At 61.3% G+C, this 12767-nt stretch carries 11 protein-coding genes; 9 read left to right on the top strand and 2 right to left on the bottom strand.

Translation table 11 applies throughout. From position 1 onward, the window contains the following. Positions 1-78: 78 nt before the first annotated feature. Entirely contained in the window at positions 79-729 is a 651-nt protein-coding gene (locus tag AC1ROB_RS08975; RefSeq protein WP_492971534.1) for a hypothetical protein, read from the bottom strand. Positions 730-863: 134 nt separating this feature from the next. Here AC1ROB_RS08975 and rpsT point away from each other — a divergent pair, with 134 nt between their 5' ends. From rpsT to gyrB, 6 genes are all read left to right on the top strand, one after another. Next, complete coding sequence (rpsT, locus tag AC1ROB_RS08980) at positions 864-1127, top strand: 30S ribosomal protein S20 (protein ID WP_492971533.1); 264 nt, start codon at positions 864-866, stop codon at positions 1125-1127. Positions 1128-1554: 427 nt separating this feature from the next. After that, complete coding sequence (locus AC1ROB_RS08985) at positions 1555-1998, top strand: rhodanese-like domain-containing protein (protein ID WP_492971532.1); 444 nt, start codon at positions 1555-1557, stop codon at positions 1996-1998. A 47-nt stretch (positions 1999-2045) separates the two neighbouring features. Then, positions 2046-3527 carry a chromosomal replication initiator protein DnaA gene (dnaA, locus tag AC1ROB_RS08990; protein ID WP_492971531.1) on the top strand — a complete coding sequence of 494 codons (1482 nt, stop codon included), beginning with the start codon at positions 2046-2048 and terminating at the stop codon, positions 3525-3527. 192 nt (positions 3528-3719) lie between these two features. After that, a complete protein-coding gene (gene dnaN, locus AC1ROB_RS08995; protein ID WP_492971530.1) occupies positions 3720-4838 on the top strand; it encodes a DNA polymerase III subunit beta in 1119 nt (372 codons plus the stop codon). 1 nt (position 4839) lies between these two features. Then, positions 4840-6036, top strand: a complete 1197-nt coding sequence (recF, locus tag AC1ROB_RS09000) for a DNA replication/repair protein RecF (RefSeq protein WP_492971529.1) — start codon at positions 4840-4842, stop codon at positions 6034-6036. A 12-nt stretch (positions 6037-6048) separates the two neighbouring features. Then, a complete protein-coding gene (gene gyrB, locus AC1ROB_RS09005) occupies positions 6049-8490 on the top strand; it encodes a DNA topoisomerase (ATP-hydrolyzing) subunit B (protein WP_492971528.1) in 2442 nt (813 codons plus the stop codon). A 130-nt stretch (positions 8491-8620) separates the two neighbouring features. Here gyrB and AC1ROB_RS09010 read toward each other — a convergent pair whose 3' ends face one another. Then, positions 8621-9598, bottom strand: a complete 978-nt coding sequence (locus AC1ROB_RS09010) for a dienelactone hydrolase family protein (protein WP_492971527.1) — start codon at positions 9596-9598, stop codon at positions 8621-8623. A 246-nt stretch (positions 9599-9844) separates the two neighbouring features. On the opposite strand from AC1ROB_RS09010, the gene AC1ROB_RS09015 reads away from it, so the two are divergent. The 3 genes from AC1ROB_RS09015 to AC1ROB_RS09025 are packed head-to-tail and all read left to right on the top strand — an operon-like array spanning position 9845 to position 12726. After that, on the top strand, positions 9845-10405 hold the full coding sequence (locus tag AC1ROB_RS09015; RefSeq protein ID WP_492971526.1) for a TRAP transporter small permease: 561 nt from the start codon (positions 9845-9847) through the stop codon (positions 10403-10405). Continuing rightward, positions 10402-11685, top strand: a complete 1284-nt coding sequence (locus AC1ROB_RS09020; RefSeq protein WP_492971525.1) for a TRAP transporter large permease — start codon at positions 10402-10404, stop codon at positions 11683-11685. The genes AC1ROB_RS09015 and AC1ROB_RS09020 overlap by 4 nt, the downstream gene beginning before the upstream one ends. Positions 11686-11718: 33 nt before the next feature. Then, the gene (locus AC1ROB_RS09025) at positions 11719-12726 is read left to right on the top strand and encodes a DctP family TRAP transporter solute-binding subunit (RefSeq protein WP_492971524.1); all 1008 of its coding nucleotides are present in this window, start codon (positions 11719-11721) and stop codon (positions 12724-12726) included. Positions 12727-12767 lie beyond the last annotated feature (41 nt).

The following is a 12767-nucleotide window of genomic DNA, read 5'->3' on the forward strand; positions in this document are numbered from 1 at the left end:
CGCTGGTATGGCCGAAGCCGGTCACGCGAGATATTTTATATTTAAAATATATTCCGGCAAGCCGCTTGGTGAACCCGTCTACCGGGCGCGATGGGCGGTCAGGCCGAAAGCGATCAGGGCCAGGCCGAAACAGGCGCGGGCGAGAGCGGTCGCCGGGACCGGCACAAAGCCCAGATAGCGATAGCGGGCCAGTTCGGCCACAGCGACGCCAAGGACCCCCAGCAACAGCCAGCGGGCCGGCACTGGGCGGTGCCGCAAACCGATCACCACGGCCAGAAGCAGGATGCCCAGCAGGATGAGGGGCAGCGGCAATGTGCCAATCGGCAGGCGATCGACGCCTATTGCGATCAGAATGGCCAGAGCGATGCCGCTGAACAAGGTCATTTGTTTTGCCCCTGGCGGCACGATCAGGCTGAAAGCCGCCCCCAGCGCAAGTCCCGTGAGGCCCAGCGTAAAGGCAAGATAGCGCAGGTTGGCTTCCAAGCCGGCGAGTCCCGACCAGCCGACCAGACCGGCGAATTCTGCGGCGGCGAGGCCCAGATGCAGCACAGCGCCAGTCCCCCAGAACAGGGCTGCCGGCAGGGGGCTGCGTGTGATCAGGATGAGGCCGGCGACGCCGCCGAGCAGATAGATGGCTTGCGCGATCAAGGCGATGTCTGGCATGACGGCAACTATGCCGGCGGCGGCGGCGGCCTGCAAGTCACCCTCGAACAGGCTAAGCGCCTGCAAATCGCGGCAAAATGCCGGCCTGGCAGCCTGTGTAAAAGGCGGTCTTTGCGGGTTGACGCGTGCCGGGGGCGGGGCTATAACGCCCGCCTCGATTTCGCCGCAAGGCAGTATCAACTATCGGAAAATTGCAAGCTATGGCTCAGCACAAGTCCGCGGAGAAGCGCGCCCGCCAGACCAAGAAGCGCACTGCTGTGAACCGCGCTCGTCGCAGCAAGGTCCGCACCGCCGTGAAGAAGCTGGAAACGGCAATTGCCACTGGCGACAAGGCCACGGCAAAGACCCTGCTTCAGGAAGCCCAGCCCGCCCTGGACAAGGGCGTGAGCAAGGGCGCCGTCGCAAAGCGGACGGCCTCGCGCAAGCTGTCGCGTCTGAACGCCCGCGTCAAAGCTATGGCTTGATTTCCTCCGCGCCAGCAGGCGCGGCTCGGAATCAAATCCCCTTAAAAAGCATCGCCCGTCTGTTCTGCAGCGGGCGATGTTTTTTTATGCGACTGCGAAGGACTTGATCGTTCGGTTGCCATGTTCGCAGACGTTTTACGCCAAGGGGATTAGTCCGTGCGTTATGCGCCCGCCACGTTACGCGCAACGACAAGTTCTAATTCTGCCACAGAGAAATTTTTTTTCGGGGAGTCTTCATCTGTCCGCTTGCGTGGCCCCTGTGATTTCCCTTTAATGCCCCGGCTGGCACGCAGTGAAGGGGTTCAGACAAACCTCGCAGAGCGCAAAAAAAGCGCTTCACGGATGGTAGACGTCTTCCCGAAACAGCCTGCAGCACGCGTGACGAAAACACAGATTTCAAACAATAGAACGTGGCGCGAGGTTGGGGATGTTGGCTTCGGTGAAGGCGGGGGATGAAGACTATGCAGGCGATGTCTCGACGACCGAAACCTGGAACCAGCTCGCAAACGATCCGAACGCCCAACTGATCGACGTTCGAACCCAACCAGAGTGGAGCTTTGTCGGCGCGCCGGATCTCGGCCAGCTGGGAAAGCGTCCTGTCCTCGTATCCTGGCAGATGTATCCTGAGATGAGTATTAATCCTCGCTTTGCAGATGAATTGCGCGCCCAGGGCCTCAAGCCCGGTCAGCCGCTGTATTTCATCTGCCGTTCGGGTGCCCGTTCGCGTGCCGCCGCCAAGGCGATGACGGCCGCCGGTTTCGCGCCTTGCTATAACGTCGCCGGCGGTTTCGAAGGCGATCTTGATACAGATAAGCACCGTGGACGATTGAGTGGCTGGAAGGCTGCCGGTCTCGCCTGGGTTCAGAGCTGAGGTCGGACATGGTCAAGTCGTCGCATCCACAGCCGCAATCTGTCTCCATGCCTGAGCTTTCCGAAGCCCCGCGCCAACTGGGCGGCGAACCCCTTGATGTGCAGTGGCAGCGCGTGCGCGCCCGCCTGCGGGTATCGTTCGGCGATGCTGCTTTCAATTCCTGGCTGAAGCCGCTGGCGTTGGCCGATGAGGGCCTGGCCAAGGACGGCGACGTCCATCTGGCCGTTCCGACCCGTTTCATGCGCGACTGGGTGGCCAATCACTACAGCGAGCGCCTGCGTGAAATCTGGCGGCTGGAGAATGCCGAGGTTCGCCGCGTGGTCATCCATGTGCGCCCGACTGGTGCGACCCAGTCTCCGCAGGCCAAGACGGTCTCGGCCGCCATCGTGCAGCCGGAGTCTGCCATCGCGCCGCCGGCTGTCGGTCGTCCGGCACCGACCAAGTCCACGATCGCCGGTTTGCCTGCCCTGCAGGTGCGCGACATGGACGATATCGAGCGCGAACTTTCCGCGCCGCTCGACCCGCGCTTCACCTTCGACAGCTTCATCACCGGCAAGTCCAACGAGCTGGCGCGCGCTGCCGCGCTGCGCGTGGCCGAAAGCCCGACCGTCACCTACAACCCGCTGTTCCTTTATGGCGGCGTGGGCCTGGGCAAGACCCATCTGATGCATGCGATCGGCTGGCATATCCGCCAGCGCTTCCCCGAGCGCCGGGTGGTCTATCTCTCGGCCGAGAAGTTCATGTATCAGTTCATCCGTGCCCTGCGCTTCAAGGACACGATGGCCTTCAAGGAGCAGTTCCGCTCGGTCGACGTGCTGATGATCGACGACATCCAGTTCATCGCCGGCAAGGAAAGCACCCAGGAAGAATTCTTCCATACCTTCAACGCGCTGTGCGACCAGAACCGCCAGATCATCGTCTCGGGCGACCGCTCGCCGTCGGATCTGGAAGGCATCGAGGAGCGCATGCGCTCGCGTCTGGGCTGGGGCCTGGTTGCCGATATCCATCCGACCGACTTTGAACTCCGCCTCTCTATCCTGCAGGCCAAGGCCGAGAAGAACGGCCTGACCAATATCCCGCAGGATGTGCTGGAATTCCTCGCCCGCCGGATCACGTCGAACGTGCGTGAGCTGGAAGGCGCCCTGAACCGCATCTCGGCCTATGCCAGCCTGGTAGGCAAGCCCGTTACGGTCAGTTCGGCCCAGGAAGTGCTGCAGGATCTGCTGCGCGCCAATGACCGCAAGGTGACGATCGAGGAAATCCAGAAGCGCGTGGCCGAGCATTACTCGATCCGCTTTGCCGACATGCACAGCCCCCGCCGCGCGCGCGCCGTGGCGCGTCCGCGCCAGGTGGCGATGTATCTGGCCAAGCAGCTCACCTCGCGTTCACTGCCGGAAATCGGCCGCAAATTCGGTGGTCGCGACCACACCACGGTGATGCATGCCGTGCGCAAGATCGAGGAGCTGCGCGAGATCGATGCCGCCTTTGCGGAAGACATCGATTTGCTGCGCCGCAAACTGGAAAGCTGATTTTTCAGCTTTATCCATAAAAATCATATAGTTATATTTTCAAAGGAGCTGCCGTAAGGCGGCCCCTTCGCACATGCAAAAACGGACCAAAACAGGGGCAAATGCCTCGCGTACAAAAGGGGGGTTTGATATAGTTGCCGGACTCGGCAGAAGCCTGCCGTAAAACAACAAAAACAGACCGGTTTTTCAGCTATGAAACTCACCATCGAGCGCGCCGTATTGCTGACCGCCCTGAGCCACGTCCAGAGCGTGGTCGAGCGTCGGAACACGATCCCGATCCTGTCGAACGTGCTGCTCGAAGCCGAGGGTGACAAGCTTGCCCTGACCGCCACCGATCTGGACATCGCCGTGGTCGAGAAGCTGCCGGCCAAGGTCTCCAAGCCCGGCGCCACCACGGTGGCGGCCCATACCTTCTACGACATCGTGCGCAAGCTGCCCGAGGGTGCGGAGGTCGAGTTGACCTTCACTGCATCGGAGCAGCGCCTGGACCTGCGCGCCGGCCGTTCCAGCTTCAAGCTGAGCTGCCTGCCGAAGGAAGATTTCCCGGTGATGGCGGCCGGTGAACTGCCGCATGGCTTCACCCTGCCGGCCGAACAGCTGCGTCGCCTGATCGACAAGACGCGCTTTGCCATCTCGACCGAAGAAACCCGTTATTATCTGAATGGCATCTACGTGCATGCGGCCTCCAGCGCGGGCGTGCCGATGCTGCGTGCGGTGGCCACCGACGGCCATCGCCTCGCCCGCGTGGAAGCGCCACTGCCGGCCGGTGCTGCCGGCATGCCGGGCGTGATCGTGCCGCGCAAGACGGTGAACGAACTGCGCAAGCTGCTGGAAGGCGGTTCGAGCGAAGCCCGCATCGAACTGAGTGACACCAAGATCCGCTTCGCCATCGGCGATCTGGTGCTGGTGTCGAAGCTGATCGACGGCGCTTTCCCTGAATACGAGCGCGTGATTCCGCGCGACAACGACAAGGTGATGGAAGTCGACAGCAAGGCCTTTGCTGCCGCCGTCGACCGCGTCGCCACCATCTCCACCGAGAAGAGCCGCGCCGTGAAGATGTCGCTGAAGCCCGATGGGATTGAGCTTTCGGCCACCAGCCCGGATCAGGGGTCGGCCTCCGAACAGCTGACGGCCGCCTACAGTTCCGCGCCGGTCGAGGTCGGATATAATTCCCGCTATCTGCTGGATATCGCGGGGCAGATTGAAGGCGAGAATGTGCGGTTCCTGTTGGCCGATGCACTGGCGCCCACCGTTGTGCGCGACCCGAGCGACGATGATGCGCTCTATGTGCTGATGCCGATGCGAGTCTGATTTGTTGCACAGCACGGCACGGGTTGCGGAGCAGGCTTACGAAGGCGCAGCAGGCGGTCATGCCGTTCTGTCGCTCAGCCTGCATGATTTCCGCAATTACGCCGCGCTGCAGTTACGCCTGAGCGGCCGTCCTGTGGTGCTGACAGGGCCGAATGGTGCCGGCAAGACCAATATCCTGGAGGCACTGTCCTTTCTCAGCCCGGGACGCGGTCTGCGTCGTGCGCGCCTTTCCGAAGTCAGCCGCAGCACGGTCGCCGTCTGCCGCTGGGCTGCCCATGCCGAGCTGGCCAGCAGTGTCGGTCTGGTCGCCATCGGCACCGGACTGGCGGACACCGCCGGTGGCGATGACGGCAGTGAGCGTCGCGTGGTGCGGATCAATGGTGAGCCGGCGTCGAGTGCAAACGGCCTGTCCGAGTATCTTGATGTCGTCTGGCTGACGCCCCAGATGGATCGTCTGTTCGTTGATGGACTCTCCACGCGGCGGCGGTTCATGGATCGGCTGGTCTATGGTCTCGATGGCGGGCATGCCCGCCAGGTGGCGGCCTATGAGCGGGCGACACGGGAACGCAATCGCCTGTTGAAGGCTGGTGCGGTCGATCCGACCTGGCTGGCGGCCCTGGAAAGCCAGATGGCCGAGCATGGTGTGGCGGTCGCCGCGGCCCGGCGCGAGGGTCTGGCCCGGTTGGAAGCGGGCATGGTGCTGGCGACGGGGCCGTTCCCCAAGGCTCGTCTGGCGGCGCAGGGCCTCATCGAGGGCTGGCTGTCAGACAGACCGGCGCTGGCGGCGGAAGAGACATTCCGTCGGTTTCTGGCCGAGCGGCGCGGCATCGACCGCGAGGCCGGCACGGCGACCGAGGGGCCGCATCGCAGCGATATGGCGGTGTGGCATGCCGACAAGGACCAGCCGGCGGCGCAATGCTCCACTGGCGAACAGAAGGCGCTGCTGATCGCCATAACGCTGGCGAATGCCCGTCTGATCCGCGCCCGTCGCGGCATGGCGCCGCTGATGCTGCTGGACGAAGTATCGGCACATCTGGACGGCCGGCGCCGTGCGGCGCTGTACGAGGAATTGCTCGCCATCGGCGGGCAGGTTTGGTTGACCGGGACGGATGAGGACCTGTTTGCAGGGCTCGACGGCCAGGCCGAGTTTTTCACGGTGGCCGATGGCGTGGTAACGCCGCGTGCCCCGATCAGTTGAGGTTGTAGAGCGATGAGCGAAGCAGTGAATCCGCAGGGCAATGAGGGCAACGGCGAGAATTACGATTCTTCCGCCATCAAGGTGCTGAAGGGCCTGGATGCGGTGCGTAAACGCCCGGGCATGTATATCGGTGACACCGATGATGGTACCGGCCTGCACCACATGGTTTACGAAGTTGTCGACAACGCGATCGACGAGGCCCTGGCCGGGTATTGCGACGAGGCCTATGTCGGCCTTAATCCGGATGGCTCGGTCACCGTGCGCGACAATGGTCGCGGCATCCCGGTCGATATCCATCCCGAAGAAGGCGTTTCGGCAGCCGAGGTCATCATGACCCAGCTGCATGCCGGTGGTAAGTTCGACCAGAATTCCTACAAGGTTTCGGGTGGCCTGCACGGAGTGGGCGTGTCGGTCGTGAACGCATTGTCGGTGACGCTGGATCTGCGCATCTGGCGTGGTGGCAAGGCCTATCACATGCGCTTCCGTCATGGTGATGCCGAAGGGCCGCTGGCTGAAGTCGGTCCGGCCGACGGTAAGCGCGGCACCGAAGTCACCTTCCTGCCATCGTCGGAAACCTTCACCAAGACCGAGTTCGATTTCGCCACGCTGGAGCATCGCCTGCGCGAGCTGGCGTTCCTGAATAATGGCGTGAAGATTGTTCTGGAAGACCTGCGCGGCGTCGAACCGAAGCGGATCGAGCTGCGCTATGAAGGCGGCGTCGAAGCGTTTGTCGCCTATCTGGATCGCAACAAGACGCCGCTGCACAAGCCGCCGATCGCCATCCGGGGCGAGCGTGACGGCATCAGCATTGAAGTCGCACTCGAGTGGAACGATGGCTACCACGAGACGATGCTCTGTTTCACCAACAACATCCCGCAGCGCGATGGCGGTACCCATCTAGCCGGTTTCCGTGGCGCACTGACCCGTTGCATCAACAATTACGCGACCGAAAGCGGCGTGCTCAAGAAAGAGAAGGTTTCGATCACCGGCGAAGACTCGCGCGAAGGCCTGACCTGCGTGCTGTCGGTGAAGGTGCCGGATCCGAAATTCTCCTCGCAGACCAAGGATAAGCTGGTGTCGTCGGAGGTGCGTCCGGCAGTCGAGAGCATGGTCACCGACCTGCTGGCGAGTTGGCTGGAAGAGCATCCCGCCGATGCGCGGACCATCATCGGCAAGGTGGTGGAAGCCGCCGCAGCCCGCGAAGCGGCGCGCAAGGCGCGCGAACTGACCCGCCGCAAGGGCGCGTTGGATATTTCCTCGCTGCCGGGCAAGCTGGCGGACTGCCAGGAACGCGACCCGGCCAAGGCTGAACTCTTCCTCGTCGAGGGTGACTCCGCGGGTGGCTCGGCCAAGCAGGGGCGCAATCGCGCCTTCCAGGCGGTGCTGCCGCTGCGCGGCAAGATCCTGAATGTGGAACGCGCCCGCTTCGACAAGATGCTGTCCTCGCAGGAAATTGGCACGCTGATCACCGCGCTGGGCACCGGCATCGGCCATGACGACTTCGACCCGGCCAAGCTGCGCTACCACAAGATCATCATTATGACTGACGCGGATGTCGACGGCGCCCATATCCGCACCCTGCTGCTCACCTTCTTCTTCCGGCAAATGAAGCCGCTGATCGATGCTGGCCATCTCTATATCGCCCAGCCGCCGCTTTATAAGGTCAAGCGCGGCCAGTCGGAGCGTTACCTGAAGGACGAGCCGGCGCTGGAAGAGTTTCTGATCAATGAAGGCATGGAAGGAGCAGTTCTGCAGTTGCAGGACGGCAACCAGCGCGCCGGCAATGATCTGCGCGTGCTGCTGGAGCATGCCCGCATGGCCCGCGCCCTGCTCACTGCTATCGGCAAACGCTACAATCCCTGGATTGTCGAGCAGGCGGCTATCCTGGGCATGCTGCAAACCGATATTGCCAATGATCCGGCCAGGGCCACAGCGGCGGCCGAAGCGCTGGCCAAGCGACTGAATGCCCTCGCCCCCGATCTGGAGCGCGGCTGGATCTGCGAAGCGACGGGCGATGGCGCGTTCAGCGTGAAGCGGAGCCTGCGCGGTTACACCGAAAGCTACCTGCTGGATGGCCAGCTGTTTCGCTCGGCGGAAGCCCGCAAGCTGAACGAGATGGCGACCGAGTTGCAGGCCACGTATCTGAGTCTGGCCGAGCTGCGTCGCAAGGACGAATTGCACAAGATCCGCGGCCCCATCGACCTGCTTGAGCGCGTGCAGGCAACCGGCAAGCGCGGGATTACCATGCAGCGCTACAAGGGTCTGGGCGAGATGAACCCCGAACAGCTATGGGAAACCACGCTGGATACCGAGGCACGGAGCCTGCTTCAGGTCAGGGTGGATCATGCCGAAGATGCCGACAATGTTTTCGAGACCCTCATGGGGGATGTTGTCGAACCACGCAGGGATTTTATTCAGAGCAATGCGCTGAACGTGGTCAATCTCGATATCTGATGGGGGTATTCTGGGGCACCACTTGCCTCAGCCAGCTTTGTAAGCACAGATCGCGGAATGGGGCTCCTGACGATATGGCAGGAGCCCCTTTTTACGATGAATATCCTTTGCGATTGCCTGAACGGCAGTGCTACGGCTTCAAAACGCCCTGTACGAACTCACTGACTGCTATAGTGACGGCGCGGGTGGCGTCCGGATCGTGGCCGACAGTCGGGCCGATGCGCACGCACTCGTCCTTGTAGGTGAAGGGCGCATTGGTTGCCGCGTTGATCAGGGCAGCCTGGTCGTTCTCCCTGATTTTGCATTCACGCACCGACTGATCGGCTCGGGTCGGCACTCCGGGATTGGTGCCCAGCGGGTTGTCGAAACCATGGGGCGCGTTCGGATATTCGGTCAGCAGGATATCGGTGCCAGCCTTCTTCAGGCGTTCGACATAGGGCTTGCAGGACGACACCGGATTATAATTGTCCGGGGTGCCGTGATAGATGCGGATCGGCCGGGCTGCGACTTTGCCGTCTTCGCGATAAGTGGTGCCGCAATCCGGATAGAAGGCGATGTAGGCTGCGAAATTGGCGCCGCTCTTGTTCCATAGCTTGTGGAAGCGTTCGACGCTGGCATAAAGCGCTGCCTGGCCGCCGCGTGAGAAGCCCATGAGGATAATACGGTTGGGGTCGACTCTGGGATGCTTTGCCAGGATTTCCAGGGATCGGTAGATGTCCAGAATGAAATTGAGGCGGCCCAGCAGGATCTGATTGTCACCTACGCCGGTCAGACCGCGGCCCGTCATCCCATCAATGACGAATGTCGAGATGCCCATACCGTTCAGATGACGCCGCCAGTATTGCGTATTGGATCCGGCGCCGCCCGATCCGTGCATGAGAATGACCACCGGCAAACGACCTGAGCCCTGCGCGATGCTCAGCTCACCACCCAGCGTCACGTCTTTGCCTTTGGTATCGCCAGACAGGAACTGGGTATCTGTGATGGTCAGCGTGGGAATCGGGTGCAGTTCCACGCGCACCGGCAATGATTTGTCGGCAAGCGGCTGGGCGTGAACGGCACCAATCATCAGCGTCGCCATCGCGGCGAGCAGCAATGTCCTGACCATGTTTCCTCCGGTTTTTTTGCATTCTTGGAATGTACTAAACGGTACATTCTGCTGGAAAACTACCATACGAATTCACTATCGAGAAATGAAAGTTGTGAATGCTGCGCCGCATCATTGGCGCTGCTGTTGACAGAATGAACCAGTTCGTACATTTTGCCCCGACAAAAATGTACCAAACCGTACATTCGTCGGGGCGGTCGAGGAAACGCGTTAATGCGGCTGCAACAGCTGCTGTCCGAGGACTGAATGAGCGCAGTGGCCGACTATTACTTTCGATTCCTGAAGCTCGTCCTGGTCGTTTTGTTAACGGCCATGGTCATCATGGTTTTTGGCAATGTGGTCCTGCGCTACGGGTTCAATTCCGGTATCAGCGTCTCCGAGGAGCTTTCACGCTGGGCCTTTGTCTGGCTCACTTTCCTTGGTGCAATCGTTGCGCTGCGTGAACGCCAGCATCTCGGCCTCGAATCGGTCGTCATGCTGCTGTCGCGTAACGGAAAACGGCTGTGTCTGATCGTCAGCGAAATTCTCATGCTGTATGTCACCTGGCTGCTGTTGTCCGGCAGCTGGACGCAGATGCTGATCAACATGGATGTTCCTGCGCCGGTTTCCGGCTTGTCGAGTGGCGTTTTCTATGCGGCGGGCGTGGCATTCAGCGCGTCGGCGTTGCCGATGATTGCCTATGACCTGTATCGGGCCATTGCCAACAAGCTGAGCGATGAAGAGCTTGTCGCGGTCACCGAAAGCGAAGAGCAGGAGGAGTTAAACAAGCATCTGCCCCCGGCAAAGGGGCAGGGCGGTCAGCCATGACCATCACGATCTTCGTTACCTCCCTGCTGGGCTCGATGGCAATCGGCATGCCGCTGGCTTTCTCCCTGCTGGTCTGCGGTGCCGCCCTGATGCATTACCTCGATCTGCTCGATCCGCAGATCGTGGCGCAGAATGTCATTAACGGCGTCGACAGTTTTCCGCTGCTGGCTGTGCCGTTCTTTATTCTGGCCGGCGAAATCATGAATGTCGGCGGTCTGTCGAAACGCATCGTCGATGTGGCGGTAGCGCTGATCGGCCATGTGAAGGGCGGGCTCGGTTATGTTGCCATTCTGGCGGCCACTTTCCTGTCGGCCATTTCGGGCTCAGCCATTGCCGATGCAGCCGTTCTGTCGGCAATCCTGGTTCCCATGATGGTCGGGGCGGGTCATGACAAATCGCGGTCCTGCGGTCTGATTGCGGCGTCCGGCGTCATCGGCCCCGTGATTCCGCCCAGTATCGGATTCGTTATCTTCGGGGTCGTCGGCGGCGTCTCCATCACCAAGCTTTTCCTCGCTGGAATCGTTCCCGGTATCCTGCTGGCCCTTGGCCTTTGCGTGGCCTGGTGGTGGGTATCAAAGACCGACAATGCCAAACGCCTGCCCAAGCAGAGCGGCCGGCAGATTCTCCGCAGTTTTATCGATGGCTTCTGGGCGCTCGGGCTGCCGTTCATCATTGTCTTCGGCCTGAAATTTGGCATTTTCACGCCAACCGAAGCTGCGGTGGTGGCGGCAGTCTATGCCCTGTTCGTCGGCACGGTCATCTATCGCGAGGTGAAGCTGGCCGCGCTGTACGGAATCATGGTGCGGGCGGCCATGACCACCAGCGTCATCATGTTTCTGGTCGCGGGCGCCATGCTGTCTGCCTGGCTGATTACGGTTTCCGAAGTGGCCAGCACGATGGTCGATCTGGTGCAGCCCTTCATCGATCAGCCGATGCTGCTCATGGTCATCATCATGGTGCTGGTTGTCATCGTCGGCACGGCGATGGACATGGGGCCGACCATCCTGATCCTGACGCCGATCCTGATGCCGGTCATCAAGGCGGCGGGCATTGATCCGGTCTATTTCGGCGTCCTGTTCATCATCAACAACTCCATCGGCCTGATCACGCCGCCGGTCGGCACTGTGCTTAATGTGGTTGCCGGCGTCTCTAGAATCAGCATGGACGATATCATCAGGGGCGTCTGGCCCTTCATGGTCGCCGAGCTGGTCGTTCTCGCCCTGCTGATCGTATTTCCGTGGCTTGTTACCGGCCCGGCAAATTTCTTCTTTGCACGGTAACTGGAATTGAAAACCAAAAAGGGAGGATTACCCATGCGTTTCAAAACACTGCTGGCCGCCACCGCCATTCTGGCCGCTGGCCTGACGACCTCGGCCGCCGAAGCCCAGATCCGCGAGCGCAACCTGCGCCTCGGGTTCGCCGTCAACCTGGATACTTTCCAGGGACGCGGCGCCAAGTATTTTGCCGATCAGGTCAATGAAAAGGGCCAGGGCAAGCTGAAGGTGACGGTCTTCCCGGCCGGGACCCTCGGCGGTGACGTGCAGACGGTCGCCGCCCTTCGCGGCGGCACGGTCGACGCCACCCTGATCGCCACCAGCATCATGGTCAGCGTGGTGAAGGAGTTCGGCCTGATGGACCTGCCCTTCGTTTTCGAGAGCAATGCCGAGACGGCAAAGCTCCTGGATGGCCCATTCGGCAAGAAGCTGACCGAGCTGGCGGCAGACAAGGGTCTGATGCCGGTAGCCTACTGGGGTGCCGGCTTCCGTAATCTGACCAACAGCAAGATGGCGGTCACCAAGGTCGAAGACATGAAGGGGTTGAAGATTCGCGTGCTTCAGGCTCCGACCTATATCGACCTGTTCAACACGCTCGGTTCGAATGCCGTGCCGATGCCGTTCACCGAAGTCTACACCGCGCTGGAGCAGAAGACGGTCGACGGGCAGGAAAACCCGGCCACCACTATCGTTTCGGCCAAACTCTACGAAGTGCAGAAGTTCCTGTCGCTGACCCAGCATATCCAGTTCGCCTCCACCCTGGTTTTCGGCAAGCCGACCTGGGACAAGCTGAATGCGGATGAGCGCAAGGTCATCACCGACGCGGCCGCGGCTGCGCAGGCTTACCTGCGTGACGCTGCCGACAAGGACGAGGCCGAGTTGATGGCCAAGTTGAAGAGCAGCATGACCGTCAATGAAATCGCCCCGGCCGAGAAGGCCCGCTTCCGCGATGCGGCCAAGCCGGTCGTCGAAAAGTATGCTGCTGCCAATGATCCCGAGCTGGTCAAGCTGATGTACAGTCAGCTTGACCAGATCCGTAAGAAGTAAGATCGGGGGCGGGCGGAGCCGTTAGCTTCGCCCGCTTCCAT

It is taken from the genome of Ferrovibrio sp. GW821-FHT12F09, from assembly GCF_058806775.1.

Coding starts and splice junctions, on each gene's coding strand:
- AC1ROB_RS09020 (WP_492971525.1), top strand. CDS start 10,402: ATGACCATCACGATCTTCGTTACCTCCCTGCTGGGCTCGATGGCAATC.
- AC1ROB_RS09015 (WP_492971526.1), top strand. CDS start 9,845: ATGAGCGCAGTGGCCGACTATTACTTTCGATTCCTGAAGCTCGTCCTG.
- gyrB (WP_492971528.1), top strand. CDS start 6,049: ATGAGCGAAGCAGTGAATCCGCAGGGCAATGAGGGCAACGGCGAGAAT.
- AC1ROB_RS09025 (WP_492971524.1), top strand. CDS start 11,719: ATGCGTTTCAAAACACTGCTGGCCGCCACCGCCATTCTGGCCGCTGGC.
- dnaN (WP_492971530.1), top strand. CDS start 3,720: ATGAAACTCACCATCGAGCGCGCCGTATTGCTGACCGCCCTGAGCCAC.
- AC1ROB_RS09010 (WP_492971527.1), bottom strand. CDS start 9,598: ATGGTCAGGACATTGCTGCTCGCCGCGATGGCGACGCTGATGATTGGT.
- AC1ROB_RS08985 (WP_492971532.1), top strand. CDS start 1,555: ATGTTGGCTTCGGTGAAGGCGGGGGATGAAGACTATGCAGGCGATGTC.
- rpsT (WP_492971533.1), top strand. CDS start 864: ATGGCTCAGCACAAGTCCGCGGAGAAGCGCGCCCGCCAGACCAAGAAG.
- dnaA (WP_492971531.1), top strand. CDS start 2,046: ATGCCTGAGCTTTCCGAAGCCCCGCGCCAACTGGGCGGCGAACCCCTT.